This window comes from uncultured Flavobacterium sp., from assembly GCF_937967675.1.
Lineage (GTDB): Bacteria > Bacteroidota > Bacteroidia > Flavobacteriales > Flavobacteriaceae > Flavobacterium.
In genome coordinates this window covers 1-16511 of the sequence record NZ_CALBSN010000022.1, presented here as the reverse complement: position 1 = coordinate 16511, position 16511 = coordinate 1, and the positions used below count along the sequence as shown (strand labels likewise).

At 33.1% G+C, this 16511-nt stretch carries 18 protein-coding genes; 12 read left to right on the top strand and 6 right to left on the bottom strand.

Features of this window, described 5'->3' with window-relative positions; translation table 11 throughout:
- Window positions 1-201 precede the first annotated feature (201 nt).
- From Q0075_RS01390 to Q0075_RS01375, 4 genes are read left to right on the top strand one after another with little or no spacing between them, the layout of a single operon-like run.
- The gene (locus Q0075_RS01390) at window positions 202-705 is read left to right on the top strand and encodes a MarR family transcriptional regulator (RefSeq protein WP_073583385.1); all 504 of its coding nucleotides are present in this window, start codon (window positions 202-204) and stop codon (window positions 703-705) included.
- A gap of 54 nt (window positions 706-759) precedes the next feature.
- Complete coding sequence (locus Q0075_RS01385; protein WP_297867951.1) at window positions 760-1098, top strand: hypothetical protein; 339 nt, start codon at window positions 760-762, stop codon at window positions 1096-1098.
- Window positions 1095-1439 (top strand): hypothetical protein, encoded by a 345-nt coding sequence (locus Q0075_RS01380; RefSeq protein ID WP_297867950.1) that lies wholly within the window; start codon window positions 1095-1097, stop codon window positions 1437-1439. The genes Q0075_RS01385 and Q0075_RS01380 overlap by 4 nt, the downstream gene beginning before the upstream one ends.
- An 11-nt stretch (window positions 1440-1450) precedes the next feature.
- The gene (locus tag Q0075_RS01375; protein WP_026725678.1) at window positions 1451-1837 is read left to right on the top strand and encodes a hypothetical protein; all 387 of its coding nucleotides are present in this window, start codon (window positions 1451-1453) and stop codon (window positions 1835-1837) included.
- A gap of 2 nt (window positions 1838-1839) precedes the next feature.
- On the opposite strand, the gene Q0075_RS01370 is transcribed toward Q0075_RS01375, so the two are convergent.
- Window positions 1840-2679 carry a hypothetical protein gene (locus Q0075_RS01370; protein ID WP_297867949.1) on the bottom strand — a complete coding sequence of 280 codons (840 nt, stop codon included), beginning with the start codon at window positions 2677-2679 and terminating at the stop codon, window positions 1840-1842.
- Window positions 2680-2829: 150 nt separating this feature from the next.
- Between Q0075_RS01370 and gcvP the strand changes: the two genes are divergently transcribed.
- The 8 genes from gcvP (at window position 2830) to Q0075_RS01330 (ending at window position 11464) form a co-directional block, all read left to right on the top strand.
- Entirely contained in the window at window positions 2830-5673 is a 2844-nt protein-coding gene (gene gcvP / locus Q0075_RS01365; protein ID WP_297867948.1) for an aminomethyl-transferring glycine dehydrogenase, read from the top strand.
- A 69-nt stretch (window positions 5674-5742) separates the two neighbouring features.
- The gene (locus Q0075_RS01360) at window positions 5743-6114 is read left to right on the top strand and encodes a group III truncated hemoglobin (protein ID WP_291107245.1); all 372 of its coding nucleotides are present in this window, start codon (window positions 5743-5745) and stop codon (window positions 6112-6114) included.
- Between the two features lie 133 nt (window positions 6115-6247).
- The gene (locus tag Q0075_RS01355; RefSeq protein WP_297867947.1) at window positions 6248-7306 is read left to right on the top strand and encodes a 3-oxoacyl-ACP synthase III family protein; all 1059 of its coding nucleotides are present in this window, start codon (window positions 6248-6250) and stop codon (window positions 7304-7306) included.
- A gap of 130 nt (window positions 7307-7436) precedes the next feature.
- A complete protein-coding gene (locus Q0075_RS01350) occupies window positions 7437-7970 on the top strand; it encodes a methyltransferase (protein WP_291107239.1) in 534 nt (177 codons plus the stop codon).
- A 15-nt stretch (window positions 7971-7985) separates the two neighbouring features.
- The gene (locus Q0075_RS01345; RefSeq protein ID WP_297867946.1) at window positions 7986-8834 is read left to right on the top strand and encodes a glycosyltransferase family A protein; all 849 of its coding nucleotides are present in this window, start codon (window positions 7986-7988) and stop codon (window positions 8832-8834) included.
- Window positions 8835-8842: 8 nt separating this feature from the next.
- Window positions 8843-9856 (top strand): hypothetical protein, encoded by a 1014-nt coding sequence (locus tag Q0075_RS01340; protein ID WP_297867945.1) that lies wholly within the window; start codon window positions 8843-8845, stop codon window positions 9854-9856.
- A gap of 94 nt (window positions 9857-9950) precedes the next feature.
- Window positions 9951-10694, top strand: coding sequence for an ABC transporter permease (locus Q0075_RS01335; protein WP_297867952.1), 744 nt, complete (start codon window positions 9951-9953; stop codon window positions 10692-10694).
- Complete coding sequence (locus Q0075_RS01330; protein ID WP_026725688.1) at window positions 10694-11464, top strand: ATP-binding cassette domain-containing protein; 771 nt, start codon at window positions 10694-10696, stop codon at window positions 11462-11464. The genes Q0075_RS01335 and Q0075_RS01330 overlap by 1 nt, the downstream gene beginning before the upstream one ends.
- Window positions 11465-11466: 2 nt before the next feature.
- Here Q0075_RS01330 and Q0075_RS01325 read toward each other — a convergent pair whose 3' ends face one another.
- From Q0075_RS01325 to Q0075_RS01305, 5 genes are all read right to left on the bottom strand, one after another.
- Complete coding sequence (locus tag Q0075_RS01325) at window positions 11467-12522, bottom strand: mannose-1-phosphate guanylyltransferase (RefSeq protein ID WP_297867944.1); 1056 nt, start codon at window positions 12520-12522, stop codon at window positions 11467-11469.
- A gap of 18 nt (window positions 12523-12540) precedes the next feature.
- The gene (locus Q0075_RS01320) at window positions 12541-13149 is read right to left on the bottom strand and encodes a SprT-like domain-containing protein (protein ID WP_297867943.1); all 609 of its coding nucleotides are present in this window, start codon (window positions 13147-13149) and stop codon (window positions 12541-12543) included.
- 2 nt (window positions 13150-13151) lie between these two features.
- Window positions 13152-13835 carry an SDR family NAD(P)-dependent oxidoreductase gene (locus Q0075_RS01315; protein ID WP_297867942.1) on the bottom strand — a complete coding sequence of 228 codons (684 nt, stop codon included), beginning with the start codon at window positions 13833-13835 and terminating at the stop codon, window positions 13152-13154.
- Window positions 13825-14787, bottom strand: coding sequence for a M20/M25/M40 family metallo-hydrolase (locus tag Q0075_RS01310; protein WP_297867941.1), 963 nt, complete (start codon window positions 14785-14787; stop codon window positions 13825-13827). Before Q0075_RS01310 ends, Q0075_RS01315 begins: the two co-directional genes overlap by 11 nt.
- A gap of 72 nt (window positions 14788-14859) precedes the next feature.
- The gene (locus Q0075_RS01305) at window positions 14860-16452 is read right to left on the bottom strand and encodes a 2-oxo acid dehydrogenase subunit E2 (protein ID WP_297867940.1); all 1593 of its coding nucleotides are present in this window, start codon (window positions 16450-16452) and stop codon (window positions 14860-14862) included.
- Between the last annotated feature and the right edge of the window lie 59 nt (window positions 16453-16511).

The window sequence follows — 16511 nt, the reverse complement described above, 5'->3', positions numbered from 1 at the left end:
GGCACCGAATTACCAATGGAATTGTATAAAAAATTCAGAGGTCAGGAACCGAAAGTAGAGGCGTTATTGAAAAGAGCTGGGTTGATTTAGATTATTAGAATTTTAAATATTTAGAAACCGAAACTAATCACTTCGGTTTCTTTTAAAAATAAACTTTCATTTTTTTTTGAAACTTTAAAAACTTTGTTGTACATTTATCTCATGGAATTCAAAGAAGCAAAAAATAAATTCGTACAAACTTGGGGCGCCTTAGGTTCTCAATGGGGCATTAACAAAACCATGGCACAGATTCATGCGTTGTTGATGGTTTCGCACGAACCTGTTTCTATGGAAGACATTATGGAAGAATTACAAATTTCGCGCGGTAATGCTTCGATGAATTTAAGAGCTTTAATGGATTGGGGCATTGTTTACAAAGAATACAAAGCTGGCGAAAGACGAGAATTTTTCACTGCCGAAAAAGATTTAGACGAATTAGCCGTAAAAATTTCAAGAGAACGAAGCAAACGCGAAATCAAACCTGCTTTGAAAGTTTTAAAAGAAGTTTCTACAATCAAATCTGACGGCACAGAAGCAGAAAGACATTTCGTAGATCAAACCACAAAATTGTACGACTTCGTATTAAAAGCGGATAACGTTTTGGATAAAATCACAGAATACAAAGACAATTGGTTGGCAAAATTGGTTGTTAAAATCATGAAGTAAAAAAATTTAATAAAAACTTTCAATTATTTCTGAAAGTTTAAAACAATAGACAATATGGAAAATTTAAAATTAACAAATTCAATTGCAATCATAATTCCATTATTCCTTGGAGTTTTGGGAATTGTAGAGCCAATCAGTTTATATTTTGCAGCTTATTCAACTATGTTAACAGGTTTACTACAAATTATTGTTGGAATCTTTTTCTGGAAAAACCATAAAGAAAATATTTATATAAAAATATATTTCCTATTAGTATTGACTTTTTTCAGTTTATGGTATTACAACGTGAATGTAAACTATATCGATGAGCTGACTTGGATATTGCTTTTTACACCATTGGCACTTTGCATTTATGTTTCTACAATAATTTATTCTCAAAAAGAAAAACCATGAACCTCAACATCATCGCCTATCTAATTTATTTCAGCATCACAGGTATAATCATTGTGAAGGTTGGAAAAATTTGCTACAACAACGGAAACATTTTCGTTTCACAACTAATTCCCAATCACGAAGACTTGTGTCATAAAATCAATCAAGTGCTTTTGGTGGGTTATTATCTCTTAAATATTGGTTATTGTGCGATGACGATAATTTCTTGGGAACAAATTGAAAGTATCACGCAACTCATTGAAGTGATTACCTCAAAATCGGCTTTCATTATTATTGCGATTGCCGTGATGCATTACATCAACATTATTTTATTAACGAAATACATCAAAAAATTAATTTAAACACTCGTATTATGGAAACTACAAAAATTTTAATCGGTTATGCAATTTATCTTCCAATTGCTTTATTTTTAACCTACTATGTTTCAAAAACACTTTTTAAAAACAGTAAAATTTACATGTTGGATATTTTTAAAGGTCGAGAAGAAATCGCCAACGCCACCAACAAACTATTCGAAACTGGATTTTATTTACTGAATTTAGGTTTTGCACTTATGATTTTAGAAATGAACATGTATGACAATAGTTATCAAGTCCTAATTGAAAAACTAAGCTATAAAATTGGCGGATTTTCAATTTATTTGGGATTAATGCTGTTCTTAAACTTATATTTCTTCTTTAGAGGAAAACGAAAAGCAAGTCAAACACAAGTAGAACAACGAATTGTGATTAATGGGTAAATTCACAATCCTGACAGGTTTTTGAAACCTGTCAGGATTAATACCAACCACCACAAAATCGGAACGCTTTCTAACCAAAATGAAGCATAATATCTCGAACGGTTTTCATTCGCAAAAAAGAGAAAAATAGCAATCGTTCCGCAAACCAAAAGTTTGAAAAAGAATGGTAAAAAGTGATGATTATTGGTATAGAAAAATTCTAAAATCAAGAGTAAAAACAACAGGAGATAACCTAGTCTTTTCGTCAGCTCCACTCCTATTTTTTGGGGAACGGTTTGTAAATAAATATCGTCATGTTTTACATCTACAATATCAAACACCAAAACTATTGAGAAAACTAATAAAAAACGTTGCATCACCATTAAAAGAACATCCATAGAAAAAGGAATTCCAGCTTCTACCAAAGGCAAAATCACAGTTACTCCAACCCAAGTAATTCCAACGATGTAGATTTTTATGCCTTTCCAATTTCGAGCGTTTTGTTTGTTTGGAAAAAAAGGTAATGTGTATAAAAGAGTCAGTCCAAAAAAAGCAAAAGCACTTAGTTTTGTTGCCCAACTCAATTGCAAGAAAAAATAAAAACAAGCCAACAACGAAATAAAACTCAAAAAAACGATAGCTTTGAGTTCTTTTTTGATTTCGGTTCTGTTTAACCTTACTATGGCATCATACTTCACAAAATTATAACCCACTACTGTCCCAAAAAAAGCGAATAAAGCTAGCGAAAAATCTCCGTCAATACCGAAGAAATATTGCGTCATCGACACTAAAGCAAAAGCTGATAATGCTACATGCAAACTACTATTGATATAAAAATCGAGAATTTTCTTAAAAACCACCATTCAACAAAATTAATCAATCTGTTAATAAGACGCTATTTTAGTTGATAAAATCACAAAATTTCACATTTTAAAAACAAATTATTACAAGATTAATAATTACTTTTGTTGTCCAAAACAACACATAATAACACACATACACATTTTTAATAAATGAGAACAGATGCATTCGCTTTGAGACATTTAGGGCCACGTGAAAGTGACTTAAATCACATGTTTAAAACGGTTGGTGTAGAATCTTTAGACCAATTAATTTTCGAAACAATTCCAGATGATATTCGTTTAAAAAACGACTTAAATTTAGACGCTCCGATGACTGAGTATGAGTATTTAACTCACATTCAAGAATTAGGAAAGAAAAATAAAGTATTCAAATCATACATTGGTTTAGGATATCACCCAGCTATCGTCCCGGCGGTTATTCAAAGAAATATTTTTGAAAACCCAGGATGGTACACAGCTTACACACCTTATCAAGCAGAAATTGCACAAGGTCGTTTAGAAGCAATTTTAAATTTCCAAACTACAGTTATCGAATTAACAGGAATGGAAATCGCAAATGCTTCGTTACTTGACGAAGGAACTGCTGCTGCAGAAGCAATGGCATTACTTTTTGATGTAAGAACACGCGATCAAAAGAAAAATAATGTGAAGAAATTCTTCGTATCGGAAGAAATTTTACCACAAACTTTATCAGTTTTACAAACGCGTTCAACTCCACTAAACATTGAATTAGTAGTTGGAAATCACGAAACATTTGATTTCTCAACTGATTTCTTTGGTGCTATTTTACAATATCCAGGAAAATACGGTCAAGTTTATGACTATGCTGAATTTATTGCAAAAGCGGCTGAAAACGAAATTAAAGTAGCAGTTGCTGCTGATATTTTATCGTTAGCTAAATTAACTTCTCCAGGTGAAATGGGCGCTGCAGTTGTTGTAGGAACTACACAACGTTTTGGTATTCCAATGGGTTATGGTGGACCACACGCTGGTTATTTCGCAACAAAAGAAGAATACAAACGTTCGATGCCAGGAAGAATCATTGGTGTTTCTATCGATGCAAACGGAAATCGCGCATTACGTATGGCTTTAGGAACTCGTGAGCAACATATCAAACGTGAAAAAGCAACTTCAAACATCTGTACTGCTCAAGTTTTATTAGCGGTTATGGCTGGAATGTACGCTGTGTATCACGGACCAAAAGGTTTACAATATATTGCTGATAAAGTACATGCTTCTGCGGTTACAACTGCTGACGCTTTAAACAAATTAGGTGTTTACCAAACAAACTCTGCTTTCTTCGATACGATTTTAGTAAAAGCCGATGCTGCTAAAGTAAAAGCAATTGCTGAAAAACACGAAGTAAACTTCTTCTATCCAGATGCTGAAACGATTTCGATTTCATTTAACGAAACGACTTCTGTAAACGATATCAATCAAATTATTGCCATTTTCGCTGAAGCTACTGGAAAAGATGCATTTACTGTAAATCAATTAGCAAATGAGTCAATGGTTCCTGAAAACTTAGTGAGAAAATCAACTTTCTTACAATACGATGTTTTCAACAACCATCATTCAGAATCGCAATTGATGCGTTATATCAAAAAATTAGAGCGTAAAGATTTATCGTTGAACCACTCAATGATTTCATTAGGTTCTTGTACAATGAAATTAAATGCTGCAGCTGAAATGTTGCCATTATCAATGGCTAATTGGAACAACATTCACCCTTTTGCTCCAGTTGAACAAGCGGAAGGTTACCAAATCATGTTGAAAAAATTAGAGCATCAATTAAATGTAATTACTGGATTCCAAGGAACTACATTACAACCTAATTCAGGTGCTCAAGGAGAATACGCTGGTTTGATGGCGATTCGAGCTTATCATTTATCAAGAGGCGACAACCACAGAAATGTATGTTTGATTCCGGCTTCTGCTCACGGAACCAATCCAGCTTCTGCAGCTATGGCAGGAATGGAAATCATCGTTACGAAAACCATGGAAAATGGAAATATCGATGTAGAAGATTTAAGAGCAAAAGCAATCCAACATAAAGATAACTTATCTGCTTTAATGGTAACATATCCATCAACTCATGGAGTTTTTGAAAGTGCTATTATTGAAATCACTAATATCATTCACGAAAATGGTGGTTTAGTTTATATGGATGGTGCTAACATGAATGCACAAGTGGGGTTGACAAATCCTGCTACAATTGGTGCTGATGTTTGTCACTTAAACTTACACAAAACTTTTGCTATTCCTCATGGTGGTGGCGGACCTGGTGTTGGACCAATTTGTGTGAACGAAAAATTAGTTCCATTCTTACCAACAAATCCAATTATTCCAACAGGAGGAAGTCAAGCTATCACTGCTATTTCATCAGCTCCTTATGGTTCAGCTTTAGTTTGTTTGATTTCTTACGGTTACATTGTAATGATGGGTGCTGAAGGATTAACAAACGCTACTAAATATGCCATCTTAAATGCTAACTACATGAAAGCACGTTTCGAAGGGCATTATCCAATCTTATATTCAGGAGAAATGGGAAGAGCGGCTCACGAAATGATTTTAGATTGTAGAGCTTTCGAAGAAAAAGGAATCAAAGTAACGGATATTGCAAAACGTTTAATGGATTATGGTTTCCACGCTCCAACGGTTTCTTTCCCAGTAGCTGGAACTTTAATGGTGGAACCAACAGAATCAGAAGATTTAGCTGAATTAGATCGTTTTTGTGATGCACTGATTTCAATTCGTAAAGAAATTGAAGCTTCAACTAAAGATGATGTAAACAACATTTTAAGAAATGCACCACATACTTTAGCTATGGTAACAGCAAACGATTGGAACTTCCCTTATACAAGAGAACAAGCAGCATATGCTTTAGATTATATTGCAGAGAATAAATTTTGGCCAACGGTTCGTCGTATTGATGAAGCATATGGAGATAGAAATTTAGTTTGTTCTTGTGCTCCAATTGAAGCATATATGTAATTAAAAGTACAAAGTAATAAACCAAAAAGGCTCAAGTTTTTAATTTGAGCCTTTTTAATAATTTATAAGATGGATGATATTCAGAACAGAGAAGATATTTTACTCATCATGCGTAAGTTTTACGATAAACTTTTAGCAGATGATTCGATTAATTTTTTCTTTACCAAAGTCACCTCAGTCGACCAACATTTGGATGCGCATTTTGATATTTTAGCAACTTTTTGGGAACAATCTTTATTTTTAAAAGGCGGTTATTTCAATAACATGTTTTCGATTCATAAAGACGTTCATGACAAACATGCTTTTACTAAAGAACACTTTAATACTTGGCTAACGCATTTTAATTCAACAATTGATGAGCATTTCGCAGGAAAATATGCCGAACAAATGAAAACACAAGCGTTGAGTATGGCGACTATAATGCAGATAAAATTCAATTAAAAGGCGTTAATTTTAGAATTTCGCTTTTTTAAACCAATTTTACTACGATATTCATAAAAATGGTAAAAACCAATAGGTTACCAAATCATTAACAACAATATTTTGTAAATTCGAGTAACCAAAAAACAATAGAATGAATATCAAAATAACAGGTTCAGGAAGCTATATTCCTACCGAAGTAGTTTCCAACATCGATTTTGCCCAACACACTTTTTTAAATGATGACGGAACTCCTTTTCCTCACCCAAATGATGTCGTTGCTGAAAAATTTTTAGAAATTACGGGAATTAAAGAACGACGTTATGTAACGGATAATTTATGCACATCTGATATTGCATTAATTGCTGCTGAAAAAGCTATTGATGATGCTAAAATTGACAGAGAAACTATTGATTATATCATCATGGCTCACAATTTTGGCGATGTAAAAAAAGGAGCAATTCAATCCGATATTTTACCAAGTTTAGCCACCAGAGTAAAGCATGGATTAAAAATTAAAAATCCGAAATGCGTTGCATACGATATTCTTTTCGGTTGCCCTGGTTGGGTAGAAGGTGTTATACAAGCTTATGCCTTTATCAAAGCGGGAATGGCTAAAAAATGTTTAGTAATCGGTGCCGAAACTTTATCAAGGGTGGTAGACTTACATGACAGAGATTCCATGATTTATTCGGATGGTGCTGGCGCTACAATTATAGAAGCAACCGATGATGAAGGCGGAATTCTAGCACATGAAACAACTACATTTACTTATGACGAAGCCTATTATTTGTTTTTTGGAAATTCTTTCAATAAAGACCATGACCCAGATGTTCGCTATATCAAAATGCATGGAAGAAAAATCTACGAATTTGCTCTGAGTAACGTTCCGAAAGCAATGGCTACCTGTTTAGAAAAAAGTGGCATCCCAATAGAGAAAGTCAAAAAAGTACTGATTCATCAGGCTAACGAAAAAATGGATGAAGCAATTATTCATCGCTTCTTCAAACAATATAAGCAATCACCACCAGAAGGCATTATGCCAATGAGTATTCATAAATTAGGAAATTCTAGTGTTGCAACCGTGCCTACACTTTTCGATTTAATGATGAAAGGCAAATTAGAAAATCAGGAACTTAAGAAAGGTGATGTCATCATATTTGCATCCGTTGGTTCTGGTATGAATATTAATGCGATTGTCTATCAAATGTAATCTTTTTTGTTTCAAGTTTGAGGTTTCAGGTTTCAAGTTAAATTGTTAATTTTACGAACTGCTTTCAACTTGAAACTTTAAACTTGACTCAAGGCAATGCCGAACTGAGCGAAGCTAAACAAATTTTATAATGTACGAAAAAACATATCCGAGCAAACGATTCAACATCACTTTAGATTTTCTAAAAAAACACATCAAAACTTCTGAAACCATTTTTGACTTAGGTGTTCCAAATCCTTTTTCAAAAATCATGGTGGATAATGGTTATACTGTTATCAATACAAAAGGTGAAGACATTGACAACGACCAATCGGCGCTTCAAACTGAAAACTACGATGTGTTTACGGGTTTTGAAATTTTCGAACACTTACTTAATCCTTATACCGTTTTACAAAACGTAAAAGCAGATAAAATTTTGATTTCGATTCCTTTGCGTTTGTGGTTTTCTCCTGCTTATCGAAGCAAGACTGATATGTGGGACAGACATTATCACGAATTTGAAGATTGGCAATTGGATTGGCTACTTGAAAAAGCAGGTTTTAAAATTGTGGACCGAGTAAAATTCACTCATCCAGTAAAAAAAATAGGTTTTAGACCTTTATTGAGATGGTTTACACCAAGATATTATTTGGTTTATGCCGAAAGAGTGAAAAGTGATAAGTAAAAAGTGACAAGCCAAATGAAATACTACATTATCATTCCTGCTTACAACGAAGAAGCTTTTATGAGTTTAACGCTACAATCATTAGTAGAACAAACCGTTTTACCAACAAAAATTGTAGTGGTGAATGATAATTCTACCGATAAAACTCCGGAAATTGTTTCTGAATTTGCTTCCAAATATCCATTTATCACTTTAGTGAATAAAAAATCAGATGCCATTCATTTACCTGGAAGTAAAGTGATTCAAGCATTTCAGGAAGGAGAAAAAAATATTGATGACAATTATGACATCATTGTAAAGGTAGATGCCGATTTAATTTTTCCAAAAAACTACTTCGAAACGATTATAAAACATTTTCAATCCGATGAGACAATTGGAATGGTGGGCGGATTTTGTTACATCGATAAAAATGGAAATTGGGTTTTAGAAAATCTTACCGATAAAGATCATATTCGTGGTGCTTTAAAGGCGTATCGAAAAGAAACTTTCAAACAAATTGGCGGATTGAAACCGCAAATGGGTTGGGATACTGTTGACGAGTTGCTTTGTAAATTTTACAATTGGAAAGTAATTACTGATGAAAGTTTACACGTAAAACACCTAAAACCAACAGGCGCTAGTTATAACCAAGCTGCAAGATTTAAACAAGGCGAAGCATTCTACACTTTAGGTTACGGATTTTTTATTACAGCCGTTGCATCTTTAAAATTAGCGATGCGAAAAGGAAGACCTTTATTATTTTTAGATTACATCAAAGGGTTTTGGAAAGCCAAAAGAGAAAACAAAACCATGTTGGTCACACATGAACAAGCAAGATTTGTTAGAAAATATCGTTGGAAGAAGATGAAAGAGAAGTTATTTTAATTATTAATATGAAATACATCTTTTTATTATCACTAATAACTTTATTTTCATTTGATATAAATGATAATAAATCAAATCCACACATAAATTATTCTCTAAATGTAAGTCAAGCCGAATCTTTCATTTTAAAAGAAAATTATTCAAAAGCGCTTCAATATTACAAAAAAGCTTTTTCAATTAATGTAAAACCAATTGCAAAAAACTGTTTTACAGCTATGCAGATAGCAGTAATTGAAAATGACATGCTTTTCTTCAAAAAAACCGTAAAAAAAGGCTTTGAAAGAGGTTTACTTCCCGAATACTTAACTAATGATAGTTTAATTAGAAGTTATATCTCGAAAAATAAAATCGAAAAATTCATCAATTCTCAATTTCAGATATCAAATAAAAAATACAAAAAAAGTATCAATTATAAATTATTGGATACAATTAATAAATTATCCGATTTAGATAATAAGTGGAAAATCTATTACTTGGATTCGTTGAGTATTTATGATTCAAAAAACAAGGATATTTATTGGAAGAAATATGACAGTATTATTTCAGATATTGTTGATGTAAAATTAATTTCACTAATTACAAAACATGGATTCCCAGAAGAAAGAAATATCGATTTGAATTATTTAGGCATTAAAAGTTTATCAAGCAAACCAAACTATGACTATTCTTTTGGAAATAATAAAGCTAAACTTATTTTACTTCATTATTATTCCTATCCAAGAGACAAAAGTTATAATCAATTATTAAAAAACGAAGTATTTAAAGGAAACTTACAACCTGAAATCTATGCTTCTATAATGGATTTTCAATCTAAATTTAGCAATATTGATGAATACTATAATGAATGGCATCAAACAGAAGATACTAATAAATTTGAAGCTATAAATGAACGAAGATTAGAAATTGGACTACTTCCATTTGAAGAAAAAAATCTTAAATTTAAACGAGGACAAAAAATCTGTAAAGAAAAAAGAGAAAATAAAAATCACAAACAGGTGAGACTTTTTTATTGGTGTGGTTAAAATTTAAGCATTTTTAAAAAGGTAACTCATTTTCAAACAAAATATAGTATTTTTACTGCTCACTAGAAACCGAATACTGAACACTATCAAAATGATGCTCATTCGCTACTTATCGCAAATAGGAAAATACTTCATCATGTTGAAAGAAATTTTCAACAAGCCTACTAAATGGTCGGCGATGAAACAATTGATCTTAAAAGAAATTGATGATTTAATCATTGGTTCGCTAGGAATTGTTTCTTTTATATCATTTTTCGTTGGTGGTGTTGTGGCTATTCAAACCGCATTAAATTTAACCAATCCGTTAATTCCTAAATTTTTAATTGGATTTGCAACGCGTCAGTCAGTTATTTTAGAGTTTGCTCCTACTTTTATTTCTATCATTATGGCGGGAAAAATGGGTTCATTTATCACTTCTAGTATAGGTACAATGCGTGTTACGGAGCAAATAGATGCTCTAGAAGTTATGGGAGTAAATTCCTTAAACTATTTAGTTTTTCCTAAAATCATCGCGTTATTTTTATATCCTTTTGTGATTGGATTAAGTATGTTTTTAGGTGTTTTTGGTGGTTGGATGGCAGCTGTTTATGGAGGTTTCACAACAAGTTTCGAATTCACCACTGGATTGCAAGCTGAATTTATTCCATTTCACATAACATACGCTTTCATAAAAACTTTTGTATTTGCTTTTATTTTAGCAACTATTCCTTCATTTCATGGTTATTACATGAAGGGTGGCGCTTTAGAAGTGGGTAAAGCGAGTACCGTTTCATTTGTTTGGACATCGGTGGTAATTATTTTAATGAACTTTATATTAACACAACTTCTTTTAAGCTAATGATTGAAGTAAAAAATATCGTAAAAAAGTTTGGCGAACAAACCGTTTTAAAAGGTGTTTCTACTCGTTTTGAAGCTGGAATGACCAATCTAATTATTGGACAAAGTGGTTCTGGAAAGACTGTTTTCTTAAAATCATTATTAGGAATTCATACGCCAGATAGCGGCACTATTTCTTTCGACGGCAGAATTTATTCTGAACTTTCAAACGACGAAAGACGTGAGTTGAGAACTGAAATTGGGATGGTATTTCAAGGAAGTGCACTTTTTGACAGCATGACAGTGGAAGAAAATGTTGGGTTTCCATTAAAAATGTTTACCAATAAATCTGCAAAGGAAATTAAAGAACGTGTTGATTTTGTAATTGACAGGGTTCACTTAGTGAATGCGCACCAAAAAAGACCTTCTGAAATTTCGGGTGGAATGCAAAAGCGTGTGGCGATTGCTCGAGCTATTGTAAATAATCCGAAATATCTATTTTGTGATGAACCAAATTCAGGCTTAGACCCAAAAACGGCGATTGTAATTGACAATTTGATTCAGGAAATCACACAAGAATACAACATTACCACAGTAATTAACACACACGATATGAACTCGGTAATGGAAATTGGCGAAAAAATTGTGTTCTTAAAAAATGGTTTATTAGAATGGGAAGGCTCCAACAAAGAAATATTCAAAACCGATAACGAAGCTGTTACCGATTTTGTTTATTCTTCTGAGTTGTTCAAACGTGTTAGAAAAATGTATTTAGAAGATGATGTAAAATAGTACTATTTAATTTTAGCTACTATTTGCTTAATATCTTGTTCTTTATTTTTTGGGTAAATCAATAAGACATCATCTTTATCTACGATGATATAATCGGTTAAACCATCAATAACTACAAGTTTTTTTCCTTCGGTTCTGATAATGTTATTGGTTGCGTTTTCAAGATAAACAGAAGCATTAACTACGGCATTTTCTTGTTCGTCTTTTGGTAATTTATCATATAGCGAACCCCAAGTTCCTAAATCGTTCCAGTCGAAAGTTGCTGGTAACACATAAACATTTTGGGCTTTTTCCAAAATAGCATAATCCACCGAAATATTTTGAGCTAAAGGATAATTATCTCTTATAAAAGCTTCTTCTTTTGGTGTATTTAAAGCCTCATAACCATTCATAAAATGATCATACATCACCGGTTGAAACTCTTCATAAGCTTTTAAAACGGTTTTAGCACTCCAAACAAAAATTCCAGCATTCCAAAGATAATTTCTACTTTGTATGAACTTTCTTGCGGTTGCATAATCTGGTTTTTCTCTAAACTGCTTCACCTTTTTAATTGGACGAGAATCTAATTTATCGAATTCGATATAGCCATAGCCTGTATTGGCAAATGTTGGTAAAATACCCAAGGTCATTAAGTTTTCATCGCGCTCGCAAAAATCAAAAGCATATTGAAGATTAGAACAAAACTGCACCTCATCTTCAATCCAATGATCAGAAGGCGCCACTACCATAACTGCATCTGGATTTTGTTTTTTAATTTTTAAAGAAGCATATAAAATACAAGGCGCTGTATTACGCATAGCTGGTTCTAAAACAATTTGCTCTTGTTGAATCATTGGCAATTGTTCCAAGACGATGTCATTGTAAACTTCGTTCGTAAGAATCAAAATATTCTCCTTTGGAATAATTTGAGACAAACGTGTGAATGTTTTTTGAATCAATGTTTCGCCTGTTCCTAACATATCGTGAAATTGCTTAGGAAATTCGGTTGTACTTACTGGCCAAAAACGAGAACCAACTCCTCCAGCCATTATGATTGCGTAATAATTTTTGTTCATTTTGTATGTTTTTTGTTGCTAGAACTTATTCGGCAACAATTCTACTTCGGCATTGGGTTGAAACAAATATAAGCGTCCAGAACTTATTTCTAAACATTCGTATCGCTTAACTCGCAATGCTATTTTCTTGAAAATTTTTCCATTGTGAATTCTAAAATGACTTCCCATTGGAATTTCAAAGATATAATTTTTATCGGTTTCTTTTTGGTCAAATAGTTTTAAAGCGATGGCTAATTTTGCATCAGTATCGCTACTTGCTTTCGGATTTCTAAAATGTTTGGCAAGTAATGGCAACAATTGATTTGGAAATATTTCAGGACGAATAAACGGCACCATCATTCTTTGAAAAGTGAGTTTCCATTCATCTCCATGCGGTTTTATGTTACGACCATATTTTTCGAAAGCTACCAAATGCGCAATTTCATGAATTAGAGTTATTAGGAATCTATATTTATTCAAACTTGCATTTACGGTAATCAAATGATATCCTTGTGCGTCTTTTCGATAATCGCCATGACGGGTTTGACGTTCATTAACGATTTTAAGATGCACATGATTCGCTTTGATTAACTCAAAACAAGGATGAACTGCGTGTTCAGGTAAGTATTTTTTTAATACGTCACTCAATTTTAAGGCGTTGAAGATGAAACTTGCAATACTTTTCCGTTGTAATATTTGTTTCCAGTTAAAGCAAAATTGAAGATATAATCCGCCATTTCTTTTGCTGAAAGTGTTGCTTCGTAACCTGGGAAAGCTTCTTGTAACATTTCGGTATTTACGGCTCCAAGTGCTAAAACATTGAAAGCAATCCCTTGTTCTTTATATTCTTCCGCTAATAATTCAGATAACGTAATTACAGCTCCTTTACTTGACGAATAAGCTGCTAAACCAGCAAATTTCATGCTTCCTTGAATGCCTCCCATAGAACTAATAGTTACCACATGACTCCCTTTTTCCATGAATGGAATACAGATTTTTGTTAATTCGGCAACTGCAAAAACATTGACTTTATATATGTTTTGGAATTCTTCTGAAGTTATTTGCGTGAACGTTTTATGCAATAAACTTCCTGCGTTATGAATTAAAACATCTACTTTTTTCCAAGTTCTGTTAATGAAATTTTCAACCTGAAGTAATTCTTCTGGATTTGAAATATCAAATGACAAACAAGTTATGTTTTGATTTTCGATTAACTCTTTTGGTGTTTTTCTAGAAATAGCTAATACTTGATGTCCTGCATTTGCAAATTGCAAGGCTAATTCGTAACCTATTCCACGAGAGGTTCCTGTTATGATGATATTTTTACTTTTCATTTAATTTGATTTCTTTTTTTGGAGCATTGATCATTTTTTCTAAAACTGGAATTGTTTTCGAAATCACTTTTGTCATGTGTTTGGTATCCATCATTTCAAACTCATCATCTGGTTGGTGATAGAATTGGAAATTTTCAAAATCGAAAGTCGAAACAGTTTGTGCTGGGACATTAAATTCAGTGAAAAACGGATAATTATCAGATGCTCTGAATAGCATGTATTTGGTTTCAATTGGCAAATATCCTACTAACTTTTCTCCAGCATATTCATTCATTGTGGTTGCCATATTAGATTTACCAAAACCAGTTAAATAGAAATCCATTCCTTTGTCTTTCATTGGAACACCAATCATTTCAAAATTGAACATGAAATACAAATCCATTTTTTGTTCTTTCAATTTAGCAGCCAAATGCTTTGACCCTAAAAGACCTTTTTCCTCGGCAGAAAAGAATACAAAAAGTACACTTCGCTTGTTGTTTTTAAATTTTGCGAAATATTTTGCTACTTCAGTTACTGCGGTGGTTCCAGTTGCATTATCATTTGCTCCGTTTCCAATATCATCGCCATTTACAGCTGCAATTTTTCCAATATGATCATAATGCGCCCCAATAATAACAAATTCATTTTTTAACTCTTTATCGTTCCCTTCGATATAACCAACTACGTTGTAAGAAGTTTTATCAAAATTAGAAAGTGTATCGCGATACGTTTTAAAATAAGGCTTAATTCCGTTCTCTTTTAAAATATTTTCTAAATATAAAGTTGCCAATTCAATTCCTTCACTACCTGAATCTCTTCCTTCCAGTTCATCCGAAGTTAGATATGATAAAGTTTTAATTACATTTTCTTCCGCAACTTGGTAATTGAAATTAAAAATGTTTTTCGAAGTAACATTGTTTTGTGCATGCAATGACAATCCAAGAAAAGAAATTAGGAATATGATTTTTTTCATAGTTTATAGTTTTAAGTAAAAATAAAAAAATCCCGAGTAAATCGGGATTTTGTATGATAATTTTAACACTTATTAGGCTAACATCGTTACTGGATTTTCCATAAACGCTTTGAACGTCTGTAAGAATTGAGCTCCAGTTGCTCCGTCCACTGTTCTGTGATCACAAGCTAACGTAACTGTCATTGTGTTTCCAACTACGATTTGACCGTTTTTAACTACTGGTTTTTCAATAATAGCACCAACAGATAAAATAGCTGAATTTGGTTGATTGATAATCGATGTAAATGATTGAATTCCGAACATTCCTAAGTTAGAAATCGTGAATGTACTTCCTTCCATTTCTGCTGGTTGAATTTTTTTAGATTTTGCTTTTCCAGCTAAGTCTTTCACATTTGCACCAATTTGAGTTAAACTCATTTGGTCTGTAAATTTCAATACTGGAACCATTAAACCGTCTTCAACTGCTACCGCTACTCCAATATTCACGTGGTGATTGATAACCATCGCATCTTCTCTCCATTGTGAATTTACTTGTGGATGCTTTTTCAATGCCATCGCACTTGCTTTGATTACCATATCGTTGAAAGAAACTTTCGTATCTGGTAATCCGTTAATCATATTTCTTGAAGCAATTGCATTGTCCATATCTAACTCAATAGTTAAATAGTAATGCGGTGCTGTAAATTTAGATTCTGATAATCGTCTCGCAATAGTTTTACGCATTTGCGAATTTTTGATTTCTTCTTGGAATACTTCTCCTGCTGGAACAAATGGTTTAACTGCTGCAACTGCGTTTGTAGCTTCTGCAACGGCTTGTGCTGGAGTTGCAACAGCAGATGGTGAGAAATTCTCAACATCTGATTTTACAATTCTTCCATTCTCACCAGAACCTTTTACTTGAGATAAGTTAATTCCTTTATCTTGAGCAATTTTTTTAGCTAAAGGAGAAGCGAAAACTCTACCTGAAGTAGATTGTTCTGCAACTACTACTTCTTGAGCAACTGCTTTTACTTCTTCTACTTTAGGAGCTTCAGCCACAGCGCCAACTTTGTAGTTAGCCGCAATACCTGAAACATCAGTTCCTGCTGGACCTAAAATAGCTAAAATTGTATCTACTGGAGCAGAATTACCTTCTTGAACTCCGATATATAATAACGTTCCTGCATTGAAAGATTCGAATTCCATCGTAGCTTTATCCGTTTCGATTTCAGCTAAAATATCGCCTTCTTTTACAGTATCTCCCACTTTTTTCAACCAAGTTGCAACTGTTCCTGTTGTCATTGTATCAGACAAACGAGGCATAGTTACTACTTTTACACCAGCTGGAATTTCAACTGCTGCTGAAGTAGGTTTTGCTTCTTCAACTACTTTTTCTTCTTTTGTTTCAGTCGCTGTTCCACCACTTAATAAAGCAGCAATATCTTCACCGGCTGCTCCAATAATTGCTAATAAAGAATCTACTGGTGCTGATTGTCCTTCTTGAATCCCGATGTGTAATAAAACACCGTCATGAAAAGATTCGAATTCCATTGTAGCTTTATCCGTTTCAATTTCGGCAAGAATATCACCAGTTTTGATTGTATCACCCACTTTTTTTAACCAAGTTGCTACAACTCCTTCGGTCATCGTATCACTCAAACGGGGCATTGTTATAATTTGTGCCATAGTCCTTATAATTTATGTGGAATGAAAGGATAATTTTCTTGTTCGTACACTACGTCATA

What these genes read in the sequence shown, in the direction of transcription:
- Q0075_RS01390 (WP_073583385.1), top strand. Translation starts at nt 202, where the DNA reads ATGGAATTCAAAGAAGCAAAAAATAAATTCGTACAAACTTGGGGCGCC.
- Q0075_RS01385 (WP_297867951.1), top strand. Translation starts at nt 760, where the DNA reads ATGGAAAATTTAAAATTAACAAATTCAATTGCAATCATAATTCCATTA.
- Q0075_RS01380 (WP_297867950.1), top strand. Translation starts at nt 1,095, where the DNA reads ATGAACCTCAACATCATCGCCTATCTAATTTATTTCAGCATCACAGGT.
- Q0075_RS01375 (WP_026725678.1), top strand. Translation starts at nt 1,451, where the DNA reads ATGGAAACTACAAAAATTTTAATCGGTTATGCAATTTATCTTCCAATT.
- Q0075_RS01370 (WP_297867949.1), bottom strand. Translation starts at nt 2,679, where the DNA reads ATGGTGGTTTTTAAGAAAATTCTCGATTTTTATATCAATAGTAGTTTG.
- gcvP (WP_297867948.1), top strand. Translation starts at nt 2,830, where the DNA reads ATGAGAACAGATGCATTCGCTTTGAGACATTTAGGGCCACGTGAAAGT.
- Q0075_RS01360 (WP_291107245.1), top strand. Translation starts at nt 5,743, where the DNA reads ATGGATGATATTCAGAACAGAGAAGATATTTTACTCATCATGCGTAAG.
- Q0075_RS01355 (WP_297867947.1), top strand. Translation starts at nt 6,248, where the DNA reads ATGAATATCAAAATAACAGGTTCAGGAAGCTATATTCCTACCGAAGTA.
- Q0075_RS01350 (WP_291107239.1), top strand. Translation starts at nt 7,437, where the DNA reads ATGTACGAAAAAACATATCCGAGCAAACGATTCAACATCACTTTAGAT.
- Q0075_RS01345 (WP_297867946.1), top strand. Translation starts at nt 7,986, where the DNA reads ATGAAATACTACATTATCATTCCTGCTTACAACGAAGAAGCTTTTATG.
- Q0075_RS01340 (WP_297867945.1), top strand. Translation starts at nt 8,843, where the DNA reads ATGAAATACATCTTTTTATTATCACTAATAACTTTATTTTCATTTGAT.
- Q0075_RS01335 (WP_297867952.1), top strand. Translation starts at nt 9,951, where the DNA reads ATGCTCATTCGCTACTTATCGCAAATAGGAAAATACTTCATCATGTTG.
- Q0075_RS01330 (WP_026725688.1), top strand. Translation starts at nt 10,694, where the DNA reads ATGATTGAAGTAAAAAATATCGTAAAAAAGTTTGGCGAACAAACCGTT.
- Q0075_RS01325 (WP_297867944.1), bottom strand. Translation starts at nt 12,522, where the DNA reads ATGAACAAAAATTATTACGCAATCATAATGGCTGGAGGAGTTGGTTCT.
- Q0075_RS01315 (WP_297867942.1), bottom strand. Translation starts at nt 13,835, where the DNA reads ATGAAAAGTAAAAATATCATCATAACAGGAACCTCTCGTGGAATAGGT.
- Q0075_RS01310 (WP_297867941.1), bottom strand. Translation starts at nt 14,787, where the DNA reads ATGAAAAAAATCATATTCCTAATTTCTTTTCTTGGATTGTCATTGCAT.
- Q0075_RS01305 (WP_297867940.1), bottom strand. Translation starts at nt 16,452, where the DNA reads ATGGCACAAATTATAACAATGCCCCGTTTGAGTGATACGATGACCGAA.